This is a genomic window from Streptomyces sp. NPDC057743 (genome assembly GCF_042798755.1).
Classification (GTDB): domain Bacteria; phylum Actinomycetota; class Actinomycetes; order Streptomycetales; family Streptomycetaceae; genus Streptomyces.
In genome coordinates this window covers 101,919-117,724 of sequence record NZ_JBHVJX010000002.1, presented here as the reverse complement: position 1 = coordinate 117,724, position 15,806 = coordinate 101,919, and the positions used below count along the sequence as shown (strand labels likewise).

Below are 15,806 nucleotides of genomic sequence, written 5' to 3'. Positions count from 1 at the left end.
TTCGCGTTTCCCGGGCGACCGGCCCGGCGGGAGGAGGGGCCGGGATCTGAGGGGTGGGATGGGGAAGGCGCCGTAGGCCCGTTGTCAGTGGTCGACCGTACGGTTGCGAGCAGGGACAGATCCCGCTCGGGGGTCCCGGGGGCGCGCGGTACGGGGGCGGTCATGGCGCGGACGGACGGTGGTGCGGGGGGAGTTGGGGCGCCGGGCTGGCGCGGCGGGTTCGGGCGGCTGTGGAGCGCCGCGGTGGTCTCCCGCTTCGGGGACGCGCTGCGCGGCATGGCGCTGCCGCTGCTCGCCCGCGCGCTTACGCCCGATCCGCTGCTGATCGCGCTGGTCACGGCCTGTGGTTTCGCGCCGTGGCTGCTGTTCGGGCTGCTCGGCGGTGCGGTTGCTGACCGGGTCGAGGCGCGGCGGGCGATGTGGGTGGTCGATCTGGCGCGCGGGCTGCTGATGGCCGGCTTCGCGGTGGCGGTGTCGGCCGGCGCCGCGAGCATCGCGCTGGTGCTGGCACTGGCCTTCGCGCTCACCACCCTCCAGACGCTCTTCGACAACGCCGCCACCGCCCTGCTGCCGGCGGTGGTGCCCCGCCGGGCGCTGATGGCGGCCAACGCCCGCCTGATGACCGGCCAGGAGGTCATCGGCCGGTTCGTCGGCGGGCCGGTGGCGCCGGTGCTCATCGCAGCGGGCGCCGCGTTGCCGTTCGCGGCCGACGCGGCGACGTATCTTCTCGCCGCGGCCCTGGTGGCCTCGCTCCGCATCGGTGCGCCGCCCCGGCCGCCGGCCGCCTCCGGGCGGACCCTGCGCCGGGAAATCGCCGCGGGCATACGGGCGTTGTGGCGAGACCGGGTGCTGCGGGCGGTCTGCGGCTCGGTCGCGCTGGGCAACGTCGGCATCGGCGCGCTGATCGCGGAGCTGGTCGTGCTGGTCAAGGACTGGCTGGGTGCCGGGGACGTCGGCTATGTCGTGGTGACGACGGGGTACGGCGCCGGGACGGTGCTCGGCGGGCTGTTGGCGGGCCGGGTCATCGCTGCGGTGGGTGGGCAGTTGCGCACCCTGCTGTTGGCCGGCGCCGCACAGGCCGCGGTGTTGGTGGCGTTCGGCACGGTGCGCGCGCTGTGGCCGGCGGCCCTGGCGCTCGGCCTGTTCGGCTTCGCCGGCACGGTGTGGAACGTCGTCGAGGCCACGGTGGTGCAGCAGCGCGCCCCGGTGGCGATGCTGGGCCGGATCAGCTCCGCGTTCCGTACGGTCTCGATCGCCGGTGTCCCGCTCGGCGCGCTGTGGGGCGGTGCGGTCGCGGTGGCCGCCGGGCCCAACTCCCCGGCGCTGCTGGCGGCCGCGCTGCTGGGGCTGGGGGCGGTGGTGTTGACACCGGTTGTTCGGGGTGGCGACAGCGCTTCGTCCCACAGCGGACAGATACCTCATACCGCGCCCTGATCAATTAAGTTGGAGGACGGCGGGGCCGCTACGAGACGAAGAAGGCTGATGTCCGAATGAACGCAGAAGGCCGCAGCAGGCTCGACCAGTTGCCTGAGTGGACCGCGTTGAGCAAGCACCGCGAGCAGCTCCAGGAGGTGCATCTGCGCGAGCTGTTCGCCAAGGATCCCGGCCGCGCCGGGCGCCTCACGCTCCAGGTCGGCGATCTGCACCTGGACTACTCCAAGCACCTGGTCACCGACGAGACGCTGCGCCTGCTCCGTGAACTGGCCGCGGCGTGCGGGGTGGCCGAGCTGCGGGACGCGATGTTCCGCGGTGCGAAGATCAACCTCACCGAGCACCGCTCGGTGCTGCACACCGCGCTGCGCGCGCCCGGTTCGGCCGTCATCACCTCCGACGGGGAGAACGTCGTCCCCGCGGTGCACCACGTCCTGACGAAGATGGCCACCTTCGCCGACCGGGTCCGCTCCGGCGACTGGAAGGGTCACACCGGCCGCCGCATCAAGACGGTCGTCAACATCGGCATCGGCGGCTCGGACCTGGGCCCCGCGATGGCGTACGAGGCGCTGCGCGCCTACACCCACCGGGACATGCAGTTCCGCTTCGTCTCCAACGTGGACGGTGCCGATCTGCACGAGGCGATCCGCGATCTGGACCCGGCCGAGACGCTGTTCATCATCGCCTCGAAGACCTTCACCACCATCGAGACGATCACCAACGCCACCTCCGCCCGCGACTGGCTGCTGGCCGGCCTCGGTGCCGAGAGCGGGGGAGCGGTCGCCAAGCACTTCGTGGCGCTGTCGACCAACGCCGAGAAGGTCGCCGAGTTCGGCATCGACACGGACAACATGTTCGAGTTCTGGGACTGGGTCGGCGGCCGTTACTCCTACGACTCGGCGATCGGGCTGTCGCTGATGATCGCGATCGGCCCGGAGCGGTTCCGCGAGATGCTGGCCGGCTTCCACCTCGTCGACGAGCACTTCCGCACCGCCCCGCCGGAGGAGAACGCCCCGCTGCTGCTGGGCCTGTTGGGCGTCTGGTACGGCAACTTCTGGGACGCCCAGTCGCACGCCGTGCTCCCCTACAGCCACTACCTCTCCAAGTTCACCGCCTATCTCCAGCAGTTGGACATGGAGTCCAACGGCAAGTCCGTCGACCGCCAGGGGCACCCCGTCAACTGGCAGACCGGGCCGGTGGTCTGGGGCACCCCGGGTACCAACGGCCAGCACGCGTACTACCAGTTGCTCCACCAGGGCACCAAGATGATCCCGGCCGATCTGCTCGGCTTCGCGCGGCCGGTCGAGGATCTCCAGCCCCATCTGGTCCCCCAGCACGACCTGTTGATGGCCAACCTCTTCGCCCAGGGCCAGGCGCTGGCGTTCGGCAAGACGGCGGACGAGGTGCGGGCCGAGGGCGTCTCCGAGGAGCTGGTGCCGCACCGGACGTTCCGCGGCAACCACCCCACCACCACGATCCTGGCCTCCGAGCTCAGCCCGTCGGTGCTGGGCCAGTTGATCGCGCTCTACGAGCACAAGGTGTTCGTCCAGGGCGCGGTGTGGAACATCAACTCCTTCGACCAGTGGGGCGTGGAGCTGGGCAAGGTCCTGGCCAAGCGCGTCGAGCCGGCGCTCACCGACGGCGCAGAGGTTCCGGGCCTGGACGCCTCCACGGCCGGCCTGGTCGCCAAGTACCGCGAGCTGCGCGGTCGTTGATCCGAAACGTTGATGGCCCCACCCCGCAGCGGGGTGGGGCCATCAACGTGTGCACGGGTCCTACGAGGACGCCGGGGGGTAGAGATCGCGCGGCAGTTGGGCCGCGGCCGCCTCGTCCAGCAGCCACAGCGTCCGGCTGCGACCGCGCGCACCGGCCGCCGGGGCCTGCACCTCGCCGGCGCCGGAGAGCGCGATGGCCGCGGCGTTGGCCTTGTCCTCGCCGGCCGCCAGCAGCCAGACCTCCCGTGCCGCGCGGATCGCGGGCAGGGTCAGCGAGGTCCGGGTGGGCGGCGGCTTGGGGGCGCCGTGCACCCCGACCACCGTCCGTTCCCGCTCGTAGACGGCCGGCAGCTCCGGGAAGAGCGAGGCGACATGGGTGTCCGGGCCGACGCCCAGCAGCAGCACGTCGAAGGACGGTACCGGGGCGCTGGCGGCATCAGCCGCCGACTGATAGTGCTCCGGGCCCGCGGCGGCGGCCAGTTCGGCCGCGTACGCCTCGGCCGCGGCGTCCGCGTCCCGGCCGTAGGGGCCGTCCGAGGGCGCCATCGGGTGCACCCGGGCCGGGTCGAGCGGGACGCTGTCCAGCAGCACCTCGCGGGCCTGGGTGTAGTTGCGCTCCGGATCGCCGTCCGGCAGGAACCGCTCGTCGCCCCACCACAGGTCCAGCCGCGACCAGTCGACCGCGTCCCGGGCGGGCGCCTCGGCCAGGGCCGCGAGCAGCCCGTTGCCGTTGCGCCCGCCGGTCAGCACGACGGAGGCCGAGCCGCGGGCCGCCTGGGCGTCGACGATCTTGGTGATCAGCCGGGCCGCGGCGGCCTTCGCCATCAGCTCCTTGTCGCGGTGGACGACGACCTGGGGTGCGCTCACTTGGCGCCCGCCTTCTTCGCGGCCTTCTTCGCCGCCGGCTTGGCGGGGGCGTCCTGCGCCGGGGCCTTGTCCCCGTCGGTCGCCGGCGCGGGCTGGACGTCCGCGGCGGCCGGCCCGCTGCCCGGTACCTGGAGCCGCTCCACGCCGTACTTCAGCGCGGCGGCGTAGATGTCGTCCGGGTCGAGCCGGCGCAGCTCCTCGGCGAGCAGCTCGGAGGTCTCCCGCCGCTTGAGCGCCACCGCACGGTCCGGCTGACCTGGCATCGAGAGGGTGGCCAACGAGGCGTCCGGGCGGCCCAGGACGATCGTTCCGGCGGTGGTCTCCAGGCGCACCTCGGTGAGCCCGGGCCCCTCGGAGTCGGCGCGGGTGACCGGCACGCCCAACCGGCTGGCGAGCCACATGCCGAGCAGCTCGCAGCTGGGGTTGAATCCCTCGCCCTCGACGACGGCCGAGGTGACCGTGCACGGTGCCTGGTCGAGCGCCGCCGCCAGCATCGAGCGCCAGGGCGTGATCCGGGTCCAGGACAGGTCGGTGTCGCCGGGGGTGTAGGAGTCGGCGCGGCCGGTCAGCTCCGCGATGGGCTGCTCGGCGGCGTAGGCGTCGGTGACGCGGCGCTGGGCCAGCGCGCCGAGCGGGTCCTTGGCCGGGTCCATCGGGGCGTTGACGGCCCACCAGACCACGACCGGGGCGTCCGGCAGCAGCAGCGGCAGCACCACGGACTGGGCGTGGTCGATCGCCTCGCCGTACAGCCGCAGGAGCACCGTCTCGCCGGTGCCGGCGTCCGTGCCGACCCGCACCTCGGCGTCCAGGCGGGCCTTGGCGCGGTCGCGCGGCGACCGGCTGACCCGCTTGATGACGACCAGGGTCCGCGAGGGGTGCTCGCGGGAGGCGTCGTTGGCCGCCTTCAGGGCGTCGTAGGCGTTCTCCTCGTCGGTGACGATGACGAGGGTGAGCACCATGCCGATGGCCGGGGTGCCGACCGCGCGGCGGCCCTGGACCAGCGCCTTGTTGATCTCGCTGGCCGTGGTTTCCGTCAGATCGATCTTCATGGCCGACGCCAGCTCCGTCCGTCTCGTGCGAGCATTTCGTCCGCCTCCACGGGGCCCCAGGTGCCCGCCGGGTACTGCGCGGGCTTGCCGTGCCGGTCCCAGAACTCCTCGATCGGGTCGAGGATCTTCCAGGACAGCTCGACCTCCTCGACCCGCGGGAAGAGGTTGGCGTCGCCGAGCAGCACGTCGAGGATCAGCCGCTCGTACGCCTCCGGGCTGGACTCGGTGAAGGACTCGCCGTAGGCGAAGTCCATCGACACGTCCCGCACCTCCATGGAGGTGCCCGGGACCTTGGAGCCGAACCGCACGGTCACGCCCTCGTCCGGCTGGACGCGAATGACCAGGGCGTTCTGCCCGAGCTCCTCGGTGGCGGTGTGGTCGAAGGGGGAGTGCGGGGCGCGCTGGAAGACCACCGCGATCTCGGTCACCCGGCGGCCCAGGCGCTTGCCGGTCCGCAGGTAGAACGGGACGCCCGCCCAACGGCGGTTGTCGATCCCCAACTTGATCGCCGCGTAGGTGTCGGTCTTCGACTTGGGGTCGATGCCGTCTTCCTGGAGGTAGCCGACGACCTTCTCGCCACCCTGCCAACCCTCCGCGTACTGGCCGCGGACGGTCTCCTTGGCCAGGTCCTTGGGGAGCCGGACGGCGCCCAGCACCTTGGACTTCTCCGCCACCAGCGCGTCCGCGTCGAAGGAGGCGGGCTCCTCCATGGCGGTCAGCGCGAGCAGTTGGAGGAGGTGGTTCTGGATGACGTCGCGGGCCGCGCCGATGCCGTCGTAGTAGCCGGCCCGGCCGCCGATGCCGATGTCCTCGGCCATCGTGATCTGCACGTGGTCGACGAAGGAACGGTTCCACAGCGGCTCGAACATGGTGTTGGCGAACCGCAGCGCCAGGATGTTCTGAACCGTCTCCTTGCCCAGGTAGTGGTCGATCCGGAAGACCTCGTTGGGCGGGAAGACCTCGTGGACGATCCGGTTGAGCTCCTGGGCGCTGGCCAGGTCGTGACCGAACGGCTTCTCGATGACCGCGCGGCGCCAGGAGCCCTCCTTCTGCTCGGCCAGCCCGTGCTTCTTGAGCTGCTGGACGACCTTGGGGAAGAACTTCGGCGGCACGGAGAGGTAGAAGGCGAAGTTGCCGCCGGTGCCCTGGGCCTTGTCGAGCTCCTCGATGGTGGACTTGAGGGTCTCGAACGCCTCGTCGTCGTCGAAGTCGCCGTGGACGAAGCGGCAGCCCTGGACCAGTTGCTGCCAGACCTCCTCGCGGAACGGCGTACGGGAGTGCTGCTTGACGGCCTCGTACACCTCCTGCGCGAAGTCCTCGTCCTGCCACTCGCGGCGGGCGAAACCGATCAGCGAGAAACCCGGGGGGAGGAGACCGCGGTTGGCCAGGTCGTAGACCGCGGGCATCAGCTTTTTGCGCGACAAGTCGCCCGTGACGCCGAAAATGACCAGGCCCGACGGCCCCGCGATGCGCGGGAGCCGTCGGTCCGCGGCGTCACGGAGCGGATTCGCTCCATGAACGGTCAAGGGGATCAGCCCTCCGAGGGAGCGAGGCGCTTGAGCTCCGCCTCGGTCGACTTGAGCAGGTCGTTCCAGGACGCCTCGAACTTCTCGACGCCCTCGTCCTCCAGGAGCTGGACGACGTCGTCGTACGAGATGCCGAGCGCGGCGATCGCGTCGAGGTCGGCCTTGGCGGCGGTGTAGGTGCCGCGCACCGTGTCACCGGTGATCTCGCCGTGGTCGGCGGTGGCCTCCAGGGTGGCCTCCGGCATGGTGTTGACCGTGCCCGGGGCGACCAGCTCGTCCACGTACAGGGTGTCCTTGAACGCGGGGTCCTTCACGCCGGTCGAGGCCCACAGCGGACGCTGCTTGTTGGCGCCCGCCTTGTCGAGGGCGGCCCAGCGGTCGGAGGAGAAGACCTCCTCGAACGCCTGGTACGCGAGGCGGGCGTTGGCCAGCGCGGCCTTGCCCTTGAGGGCCTTGGCCTCGTCGGTGCCGAGCTTCTCCAGGCGCTTGTCGATCTCGGTGTCCACGCGGGACACGAAGAACGAGGCCACCGAGCGGATCTCGGACAGGTCCAGGCCCGCGGCCTTGGCCTTCTCCAGACCGGCGAGGTAGGCGTCCATCACCTCGCGGTAGCGCTCCAGCGAGAAGATCAGCGTGACGTTGACGCTGATGCCCAGGCCGATCACCTCGGTGATGGCCGGCAGGCCCGCCTTGGTGGCCGGGATCTTGATCAGCGTGTTCGGGCGGTCCACCAGCCACGCGAGCTGCTTGGCCTCGGCGATGGTCGCCGCGGTGTGGTGTGCCAGCCGCGGGTCCACCTCGATGGAGACCCGGCCGTCCTGGCCACCGGTGGCGTCGAAGACCGGGCGCAGCACGTCGGCCGCGTCCCGGACGTCGGCCGTGGTGATCATGCGGATGGCTTCCTCGACGGTGACCTTGCGGGCGGCGAGGTCGGCGACCTGCTGCTGGTAGCCGTCGCCCGAGGAGATCGCCTTCTGGAAGATCGACGGGTTGGTGGTGACGCCGACGACGTGCTGCTGGTCGATCAGCTCGGCCAGGTTGCCGGACGTGATGCGCTTGCGCGACAGGTCGTCCAGCCAGATCGCCACGCCTTCGTCGGAAAGGCGCTTGAGTGCGTCCGTCATGGGTTTTGCATCTCCTACGTGTCGTATAGCGGGCGTCAGCGCGCGGCGGCGGTCAGCGATTCCCGGGCGGCGGCGGCCACCGCTTCGGGGGTGAAGCCGTACTCGCGGAAGAGGAGCTTGGCGTCGGCCGAGGCGCCGAAGTGCTCCAGCGAGATGATCCGGCCGGCGTCGCCGACGTAGCGGTGCCAGGTCAGCCCGATGCCGGCCTCCACGGCGACCCGGGCCTTGACCGACGGCGGCAGCACGCTGTCCTTGTACGCCTGGTCCTGCTCCTCGAACCACTCCACGGACGGCATCGAGACCACGCGGGTCGGCACGCCCTCGGCCTGGAGCTGCTCCCGGGCCGCGACGGCGAGCTGCAGCTCGGAACCGGTGGCGATCAGCACCACCTGCGCCTCGCCACCCTCGGCCTCGAAGCGGACGTAACCGCCCTTGGCGGTGCCCTCGTTGGCCTCGTAGGTCGGCACGCCCTGACGGGTCAGCGCCAGACCGTGCGGGGCGCCCACGCCGAACTCCTTCGTCCAGCGGCGCATGATCTCGCGCCAGGCGAGCGCGGTCTCGTTGGCGTCGGCCGGGCGCACGACGTTCAGGCCCGGGATGGCGCGCAGCGAGGCCAGGTGCTCGACCGGCTGGTGGGTCGGGCCGTCCTCGCCCAGGCCGATGGAGTCGTGCGTCCACACGTACGTCACCGGCAGGTGCATCAGGGCGGACAGCCGGACGGCGTTGCGCATGTAGTCGGAGAACACCAGGAAGGTGCCGCCGTAGATGCGGGTGTTGCCGTGCAGCGCGATGCCGTTCATCTCCGCGGCCATGGAGTGCTCGCGGATGCCGAAGTGGACGGTCCGGCCGTACGGGTCGGCGCCCGGCAGCGGGTTGCCCTTCGGCAGGAACGACGAGGTCTTGTCGATGGTGGTGTTGTTCGACCCGGCGAGGTCGGCGGAGCCGCCCCACAGCTCGGGGACGACCGCGCCCAGCGCCTGGAGCACCTTGCCGGAGGCGGCACGGGTGGCCACCGCCTTGCCGGTCTCGAACGCCGGGAGGTGGTCCTCCCAGCCCGCCGGCAGCTCGCCCGCGGCGATCCGGTCGAACTCCGCGGCGCGCTCGGGGTTGGCGGTGCGCCAGGCGGCGAACGCCTTCTCCCACTCGGCCTTGGCCTCGCGGCCGCGGTCCAGCGCCCCGCGGGTGTGGGACAGGACCTCGGCGGCGACCTCGAAGGTCTGCTCCGGGTCGAAGCCCAGCACGCGCTTGGTGGCCGCGATCTCCGTCTCGCCCAGCGCCGAGCCGTGCGCGGCCTCGGTGTTCTGGGCGTTGGGGGCCGGCCAGGCGATGATCGAGCGGGCCGCGATGAACGACGGGCGCTCGGTCTCCGCCTTGGCGGCCTGAAGCGCCTTGGCCAGACCGGCCGGGTCGAGGTCGCCGTTGGGCAGCTGCTCGACGCGCTGGACGTGCCAGCCGTACGCCTCGTACCGCTTGAGGGTGTCCTCGGAGACCGCGGTCTCGGTGTCGCCCTCAATGGAGATGTGGTTGTCGTCCCACAGCAGGACGAGGTTGCCCAGCTTCTGGTGCCCCGCCATTGAGGACGCCTCGGCCGCGATGCCCTCCTGGAGGCAGCCGTCGCCGGCGATGACGTAGATGGTGTGGTCGAACGGGGAGGTGCCCGGGGCCGCCTCGGGGTCGAACAGACCGCGCTCGTAACGGGCGGCCATCGCCATGCCCACGGCGTTGGCGACGCCCTGGCCCAGCGGGCCGGTGGTGGTCTCCACGCCGGTGGTGTGGCCGTACTCCGGGTGGCCCGGAGTCTTCGAGCCCCACGTGCGGAAGCTCTTGAGGTCGTCCAACTCCAGGCCGTAGCCGGCGAGGAAGAGCTGGATGTAGAGCGTCAGGCTGGAGTGGCCGGCGGAGAGCACGAACCGGTCGCGACCGGTCCAGTCCGCGTCGGCGGGGTCGTGCCGCATCAGCTTCTGGAACAGGACGTAGGCGGCGGGCGCCAGGCTCATGGCCGTACCCGGATGGCCGTTACCGACCTTCTGCACGGAATCCATGGCCAGGACTCGGACGGTATCCACAGCCCGCTGGTCCAGTTCGGTCCACTCGAAATCTGTGGTGGTCGGCTTGGTGCTCACCCTGAGTCAGGGCTCCTCTCCACATGTCGAACGCGGACGGCATATCCGCCCAGGCGGTGTCGAGCCTACCCCCGTGAATGCGCCCGCCTTTTCGACGCTCAGTCGGCGATTTCAGCGCTCAGTCGGTGCTCAGTCGGGGCGTCGGGTGCTCAGTCGGCGGGCGGTGTCGCTCACGGAGCTTTTTGTCGCTTGGGGCAACCAATTCGGTGCTCCGGGCATTCCCGGTGTCGGGCTGCGCCCTACGACCAGACTGCCGGGCGCCCGGCGCGTCCGCCTCCCGAACGCCGGGTCAACGGCGGGACTGCTCCGGGCGATCCGGTGCGGGGTGCGGGTGGAGCCTTCCGGTCGGGTGCCCGCGGCCGGGCGCCCAACACGACCCCACCCCCGCGAGAGTCGTCGTATGGCCAACGTCTAAAGTGGCGTGGTAAGCGCAAGCCTTTACCGGGTGTTCACCGCCGGCGGAGCTTGCTGGCCTCATCTTCCGCGGCTGCGGCCGCTGACGTTACTTCCAGGGGTGTGCGTGACGGCCGTCGAAACCCGTCCTGCGGGGGGGCTCTCTCAGGTCCCCGGGAGTCCCGGTAACCGGCCGTTCGGGGCCCGGGTCAAGGCGTTCATCGCGCTGACCAAGCCACGAGTCATCGAACTGCTGTTGATGACGACGGTGCCGGTGATGTTCCTGGCGGCCGGCGGGGTGCCGGACCTGTGGCTGGTGCTGGCCACCTGCGTCGGTGGTTACCTCTCCGCCGGCGGCGCCGCGGCGTACAACATGTACCTCGACCGCGACATCGACGCGATGATGGACCGCACCTCCCAGCGTCCGCTGGTGACGGGCATGGTCTCGCCGCGCGAGTGCCTGGTCTTCGCGTCCGCTCTCACCGTCGGCTCCACCGCCCTCTTCTGGTTCCTCGTCAACCCGCTGTCGGCGATGCTGTCGCTCGGGGCGATCTTCTTCTACGTCGTCGTCTACACGATGATCCTCAAGCGGCGCACGTCGCAGAACATCGTCTGGGGCGGCATCGCGGGCTGCATGCCCGTCTTCATCGGCTGGTCCTCGGTGACCAACTCCGTCTCCTGGGCCTCCCTGGTCCTCTTCCTCGTCATCTTCTTCTGGACGCCGCCGCATTACTGGCCGCTGTCGATGAAGGTCACCGACGACTACAAGCGGGTCGGCGTGCCGATGCTGCCGGCCGTCGCGGGCAACAAGGTCGTGGCCCGGCAGATCGTCGTCTACAGCTGGGTGATGGTCGCGGTCTCGCTGCTGCTCCAGCCGCTGGGCTACACCGGCTGGTTCTACACCGCGGTCGCGGTCGCCTGCGGCGCCTTCTGGCTGCGCGAGGCGCACGCCCTCCAGGCCCGCGCCAAGGCCGGCATCACCGGGCCCAAGCTCAAGGAGATGCGCCTCTTCCACTGGTCCATCACCTATGTGTCGCTGCTGTTCGTGGCCGTCGCGGTGGACCCGTTCCTGCGCTGATTCCCTTGCCTGGCCGGTCGGTCTGAGAGGTGTGGGGGATCACCTCCCCAAAGGCCGTACCGGTCGGTAGCATGCTGACCATGGCAGACACCCAGCAGGCGGACGAGCAGGCGGCGGGCGGCCCGGCCACCGCGACCCGGGCGGAGAAGCGGGCCGAGAAGCAGGCGGCCCGACTCGCCAAGCAGATCCGTGCCTTCGCGAGCGCGCACGGCGGCAGCGCCGAGGGCCAGCTCGCCCACATCGGGCGCGGCCGCACCCGGATCGCCCTGGTCGGCGCCAACGGCGAGTGGGGCAACCTGGTCGCCGACAGCTACCCCACGGCCCAGAAGGCCGCCGAGCAGGCCGGTCTCTCGCTCCAGGACGACTTCGACGGCGAGTTGGCCGCGAAGGTCCGCACCGGCCGCTACGAGTGGTCCCGGATGGCCGGCATCCAGCTCGGCGGGCCGGCCAACGCCTGAAACTCCCCGCCCCGGCGCTCCGTTGGCCGTGCGCCGGGGCGCCCGGCCCGCTACCTCGCCACCCGCCCGCCCGTTAAGCTCACCGGGCGCGGTGCACCGGCGACGCACGGCGGGCTGACGGCGGAGGAGGGGCGGATGGACAAACTCCCCCCGCTCATCGACCAGTTCAGCCACGGTGTCGTCCACGGCGAGCTGGGACTCGGCTCCTTCGAGGCGCAGTTGGCCGACGCGGTCGGCGCGCAGGGCCCGGCGGCGCCCGCGGGCACCACGTTCTTCGACACCCGCGCCGGCCTCGCGATACGCCGCTGGTGCCCCCCGCTGCTCGGCCTGGAGCCGCACTGCCCGCCGGTGCGCTATCTGGCCCGCCGGCGCGAGCTGGGCGCCTTTCGCGCGAGTCGGATGCTGTTGCGCGGCGCCGGTATCGGCACGTTCTTAGTGGCGGCCGGCAGCCCCGGCCACCTGACCTCGGCCGCCGAACTCGCCGTCGCCGCCGAGGCCCACGCCCACGAGGTCGTCCGGCTCGAACCGCTCGCCGAGCAGGTCGCCGACACCTCCGGCAGCGTCGACGCCTTCCTCGGCTACACCGCCGAGGCGCTGTACGCGGCCGGCCAGCACGCCACCGCCTTCGCCTCCGGCGCCACCTCCTGCGAGGGGCGGGCCCCCGAAGCGGCCGAGGTGCGACGGGCCGCGGACCGTTGGCTGCGCGGCCGGCGCCCGGGGGAGCCGCTCGCCGAGCCCGCGCTGGTGCGGCACTTACTGTGGAGCGCGGTGGCGACCGGGCTGCCGGTGCAGCTGCACTGTCCCGATCCGCGGCCGCTCGCCGGCTTCCTGCGGGCCACCGCCGGCCTCGGCTCCGACCTTGTCCTGCTGCCCGGGCTTTGGCACCACGGGCGGGCCGCGCAACTCGCCGCCGTGCACGCCCACGTCTACGCGGACACCGGCCCGCACCCCGAAGAGGCCCTGGGCCAGGCGCCGTTCGGCAAGCTGCTGTTCTCCTCGGGCGCCCGCGGCCTGCCCGAGCTCTACGTCATCGCCGCCCGGCTCTTCGCCCGGGCCATGGAGCGCGTCGTGGGGGAGTGGACCGCCGAGGGCCTGTGCGCCGCCGCGGACGGGCGGCGCATCACCGAACTGGTCGGCTCGGGGACGGCGCGCCGGGTCTACCGGCTGGCGGCGACCGCCTGAGCGTCGGGCGCCTCGGGGGCCTCGTCGGCCGCCGGCGCGACGGGGTTCCTCTCCTGGACCGGGCCGCGGTCGCGCAGCGATAGGGCGATGCACAGCACGGCGATCCACACCAGGGTCGAGCCCATCATGTGGAGGCCGACGACGATCTCCGGCAGGCCCATGAAGTACTGGACGTAGCCGATGACGCCCTGGAAGGCGAGGCAGCCGAAGAGCGCCAGCACCGCCCGGCGCGGGGCGGCCGGGGCCTTGACCGCGCGCAGCGCGAACCACAGGGCCACGCTCAGCCCGACCACGATGTAGACGAAGTCGACGTGGAGTTGGGTGATTTCCTGCCAGTCCAGCGGGATGCGGTGGACCTTGTGCGCATCGCCCGCGTGCGGCCCCGAGCCGGTGACGACCGTGCCGATGAGGGTGAGCGCGGCGGTGGCCGCGGTCAGCAGCCAGGCCAGCTGCCGGACCGGTCGGGCGACCGTGTCGCGCGGCTCCTCGTCGCCCTCCTTGGCGCGCCGCCAGCTCAGCACGGCGACCGTGAGCAGCGCGGTGGTGAGCAGGAAGTGCGCGGCGACCAGGTACGGGTTGAGGCCGGTCAGCACGACGATGCCGCCCCAGACCGCGTTGCCCATCACGATCCAGAACTGTGCCCAGCCGAGCCGGGTGAGCGAGCGGCGGCGCGGTGCGCGGGCCCGGGCCGCCACGATGAACAGCCCGATGAACGCGCACAGGACGTAGGTCAGCAGGCGGTTGCCGAACTCGATGAGGCCGTGGATGCCCATCTCGGCGGTCGGGGTGAGGCTGTCCGGCGTGCACTGGGGCCACGTCGAGCAGCCCAGCCCGGACTCGGTCAGCCGGACCGCGCCGCCGGTGACGACGATGATCACGGCCATCACGACGGTGGCGAGCGCCGCCCGCTCGACGAAGCGCGCGGAGGGCTGCCAGCGGCGGGCGATCAGCTCAAAGGGATTCAGCGTGTTCGGCACGGAGCCATCGTAGGCGGCGGCTTGTGCGCGTTTTCACGAGGGTCCCGGTGGCGCCGCCTGGGCAGCCGACGGCCGGCGTTGACCTGCGGTCACTCCCAGCGGAAGAACTTCGCCGCGGCGCCCAGGCCGACGACCGCCCAGACCGCCAGGATCCCGAGGTCGCCCCAGGGCAGCCCGGCGCCGTGCTGGAGGACCTCCCGCAGGCCGTCCGAGAGCGCGGAGATCGGCAGGAACTGGAGCACCTGCTGGGCCGCTTCGGGGAACTTCGTGAGCGGGACGATCACCCCGCCGCCGACGAGCAGCAGCAGGAAGACCAGGTTGGCGGCGGCGAGGGTGGCCTCGGCCTTGAGGGTGCCGGCCATCAGCAACCCGAGTCCGGAGAAGGCGGCGGTGCCGAGCACGAGCAGCAGGACCACGGAGACCGGACTGCCGTGCGGGGACCAGCCCAGCGCCAGGGCGACCGCGGTCAGCAGCACGACCTGGAGGACCTCGGTGACCAGCACCGCGCAGGTCTTCGCCGTCATCAACCCCCAACGGGGCAGCGGCGAGGCGGCCAGTCGCTTGAGCACGCCGTAGCGCCGCTCGAAGCCGGTGGCGATGGCCTGCCCGGTGAACGCCGTGGAGAGCACGGCGAGCCCGAGGATGCCCGGGGCGAGGAAGTCCACCGACTTGCCGGCGCCGGTGTCGATGATGCGGACGGCGGAGAACAGCACCAGCAGCAGCGTCGGGATGATGACCGTCAGCAGCAGCTGTTCGCCGTTGCGCAGCAGCATCCTGGTCTCCAGCGCGGCCTGTGCGCGGATCATCCGGGGCAGCGGGGCCGCCCCGGGGCGCGGGGCGAAGGTGCCGGTCGCCGCGCCGGCACCGGTCTCGACGGCGGTCATGCGCGCAGCTCCTTGCCGGTCAGCTCCAAAAAGACGTCCTCCAGGGTGTGCCGCTCGACGGCTATCGCATCGGGCATCACCCCGTTCTGGGCGCACCACGAGGTCACGGTGGCCAGCAGCTGCGGATCGATCCGGCCCTGGACGCGGTAGGTGCCGGCGGTCAGTTCGGCGGCGACGCACTCGGCGGGCAGCGCCTTGAGGAGCGAGGCGACGTCCAGACCGGGACGGCCGCTGAAGCGCAGGCTGTTCTCCGCGCCGCCCTTGCACAGCTCCTCCGGGCTGCCCTGGGCGACGACCTTGCCGCCGTCGATGATCGCGACGTCGTCGGCGAGCTGCTCGGCCTCGTCCATGAAGTGGGTGGTCAGCACCACGCCGACGCCGTCCGCGCGCAGCTCCCGGACGAGGTCCCAGGTGGCGCGGCGGGCCTGCGGGTCGAGGCCGGCGGTCGGCTCGTCGAGGAAGACCAGCTCGGGGCGGCCGACCACGGCCATGGCCAGCGCCAGGCGCTGCTGCTGGCCGCCGGAGAGCCGTCGGTAGGGCGTGCGCCCACAACTGCCCAGCCCCAGCCGGTCGATCAGCAGCCCCACGTCGAGCGGGTGGGCGTGCAGGGTGGCGGTGTGCCGCAGCATCTCCTCGGCGCGGGCGCCGGCGTAGACCCCGCCGGACTGGAGCATCACGCCGATCCTGGGGCGCAGCGCGGCGGCGTCGGCGACCGGGTCCAGCCCGAGGACGCGGACCGTGCCGGCGTCCGGGCGGCGGTAGCCTTCGCAGGTCTCGACCGTGGTGGTCTTGCCGGCGCCGTTGGGGCCGAGGACGGCGGTCACGGTGCCGCGCGCGACGGTGAGGTCGAGCCCGTTCACGGCGGTCTTCGTCCCGTACCGCTTGACCAGGCCGACGACCTCGACGGCGGGTTCGCGGCCGGTGGGGCGGGCGTCGCCCCCGGGGGAGGTGCTGGGCATGCCGGGCAGTCTACGGAGCGGGGCGGGGCGCCGGGAGCGG

The 15,806-nt window shown here is 72.0% G+C and carries 13 protein-coding genes; 5 read left to right on the top strand and 8 right to left on the bottom strand.

Features of this window, described 5'->3' with window-relative positions:
- The first annotated feature begins 162 nt into the window (after positions 1-162).
- Both ACFVFQ_RS02605 and pgi read left to right on the top strand, forming a co-directional pair.
- A complete protein-coding gene (locus ACFVFQ_RS02605; protein WP_383407369.1) occupies positions 163-1,434 on the top strand; it encodes an MFS transporter in 1,272 nt (423 codons plus the stop codon).
- A 56-nt stretch (positions 1,435-1,490) separates the two neighbouring features.
- The gene (gene pgi / locus ACFVFQ_RS02600) at positions 1,491-3,146 is read left to right on the top strand and encodes a glucose-6-phosphate isomerase (RefSeq protein WP_383407366.1); all 1,656 of its coding nucleotides are present in this window, start codon (positions 1,491-1,493) and stop codon (positions 3,144-3,146) included.
- Between the two features lie 60 nt (positions 3,147-3,206).
- Here the strand turns inward: pgi and pgl are convergent, their stop codons facing one another.
- From pgl to tkt, 5 genes are read right to left on the bottom strand one after another with little or no spacing between them, the layout of a single operon-like run.
- Positions 3,207-4,013: a 6-phosphogluconolactonase gene (gene pgl, locus ACFVFQ_RS02595; protein ID WP_383407363.1), complete on the bottom strand. Its 807-nt coding sequence runs from the start codon at positions 4,011-4,013 to the stop codon at positions 3,207-3,209.
- Positions 4,010-5,062 (bottom strand): glucose-6-phosphate dehydrogenase assembly protein OpcA, encoded by a 1,053-nt coding sequence (gene opcA / locus ACFVFQ_RS02590; protein WP_383407360.1) that lies wholly within the window; start codon positions 5,060-5,062, stop codon positions 4,010-4,012. The genes pgl and opcA overlap by 4 nt, the downstream gene beginning before the upstream one ends.
- Positions 5,059-6,588, bottom strand: a complete 1,530-nt coding sequence (gene zwf / locus ACFVFQ_RS02585) for a glucose-6-phosphate dehydrogenase (protein WP_383407357.1) — start codon at positions 6,586-6,588, stop codon at positions 5,059-5,061. The genes opcA and zwf overlap by 4 nt, the downstream gene beginning before the upstream one ends.
- Positions 6,589-6,593: 5 nt before the next feature.
- On the bottom strand, positions 6,594-7,712 hold the full coding sequence (gene tal / locus ACFVFQ_RS02580) for a transaldolase (RefSeq protein WP_383407355.1): 1,119 nt from the start codon (positions 7,710-7,712) through the stop codon (positions 6,594-6,596).
- A 35-nt stretch (positions 7,713-7,747) separates the two neighbouring features.
- Positions 7,748-9,835, bottom strand: a complete 2,088-nt coding sequence (gene tkt / locus ACFVFQ_RS02575) for a transketolase (RefSeq protein ID WP_383407352.1) — start codon at positions 9,833-9,835, stop codon at positions 7,748-7,750.
- Positions 9,836-10,355: 520 nt separating this feature from the next.
- Here tkt and ACFVFQ_RS02570 point away from each other — a divergent pair.
- From ACFVFQ_RS02570 to ACFVFQ_RS02560, 3 genes are all read left to right on the top strand, one after another.
- Positions 10,356-11,306 carry a heme o synthase gene (locus ACFVFQ_RS02570; protein ID WP_383407349.1) on the top strand — a complete coding sequence of 317 codons (951 nt, stop codon included), beginning with the start codon at positions 10,356-10,358 and terminating at the stop codon, positions 11,304-11,306.
- A gap of 71 nt (positions 11,307-11,377) precedes the next feature.
- On the top strand, positions 11,378-11,764 hold the full coding sequence (locus tag ACFVFQ_RS02565) for a hypothetical protein (protein WP_383407346.1): 387 nt from the start codon (positions 11,378-11,380) through the stop codon (positions 11,762-11,764).
- Positions 11,765-11,899: 135 nt separating this feature from the next.
- Positions 11,900-12,946 carry an amidohydrolase gene (locus ACFVFQ_RS02560; RefSeq protein ID WP_383407343.1) on the top strand — a complete coding sequence of 349 codons (1,047 nt, stop codon included), beginning with the start codon at positions 11,900-11,902 and terminating at the stop codon, positions 12,944-12,946.
- On the opposite strand, the gene ACFVFQ_RS02555 is transcribed toward ACFVFQ_RS02560, so the two are convergent.
- The 3 genes from ACFVFQ_RS02555 to ACFVFQ_RS02545 all read right to left on the bottom strand — a co-directional run bounded on the left by ACFVFQ_RS02555 (position 12,922) and on the right by ACFVFQ_RS02545 (position 15,766).
- Positions 12,922-13,923, bottom strand: coding sequence for a heme A synthase (locus tag ACFVFQ_RS02555; protein ID WP_383407340.1), 1,002 nt, complete (start codon positions 13,921-13,923; stop codon positions 12,922-12,924). The genes ACFVFQ_RS02560 and ACFVFQ_RS02555 overlap by 25 nt on opposite strands.
- 89 nt (positions 13,924-14,012) lie before the next feature.
- The gene (locus ACFVFQ_RS02550; protein WP_383407337.1) at positions 14,013-14,807 is read right to left on the bottom strand and encodes an ABC transporter permease; all 795 of its coding nucleotides are present in this window, start codon (positions 14,805-14,807) and stop codon (positions 14,013-14,015) included.
- A complete protein-coding gene (locus tag ACFVFQ_RS02545; RefSeq protein WP_383407334.1) occupies positions 14,804-15,766 on the bottom strand; it encodes an ABC transporter ATP-binding protein in 963 nt (320 codons plus the stop codon). The genes ACFVFQ_RS02550 and ACFVFQ_RS02545 overlap by 4 nt, the downstream gene beginning before the upstream one ends.
- Positions 15,767-15,806 lie beyond the last annotated feature (40 nt).

Excerpts from the sequence above, each read along its gene's own strand:
- opcA (WP_383407360.1), bottom strand. The coding sequence starts at position 5,062 with ATGAAGATCGATCTGACGGAAACCACGGCCAGCGAGATCAACAAGGCG.
- ACFVFQ_RS02605 (WP_383407369.1), top strand. The coding sequence starts at position 163 with ATGGCGCGGACGGACGGTGGTGCGGGGGGAGTTGGGGCGCCGGGCTGG.
- pgi (WP_383407366.1), top strand. The coding sequence starts at position 1,491 with ATGAACGCAGAAGGCCGCAGCAGGCTCGACCAGTTGCCTGAGTGGACC.
- ACFVFQ_RS02565 (WP_383407346.1), top strand. The coding sequence starts at position 11,378 with ATGCTGACCATGGCAGACACCCAGCAGGCGGACGAGCAGGCGGCGGGC.
- ACFVFQ_RS02545 (WP_383407334.1), bottom strand. The coding sequence starts at position 15,766 with ATGCCCAGCACCTCCCCCGGGGGCGACGCCCGCCCCACCGGCCGCGAA.
- tal (WP_383407355.1), bottom strand. The coding sequence starts at position 7,712 with ATGACGGACGCACTCAAGCGCCTTTCCGACGAAGGCGTGGCGATCTGG.
- ACFVFQ_RS02560 (WP_383407343.1), top strand. The coding sequence starts at position 11,900 with ATGGACAAACTCCCCCCGCTCATCGACCAGTTCAGCCACGGTGTCGTC.
- ACFVFQ_RS02550 (WP_383407337.1), bottom strand. The coding sequence starts at position 14,807 with ATGACCGCCGTCGAGACCGGTGCCGGCGCGGCGACCGGCACCTTCGCC.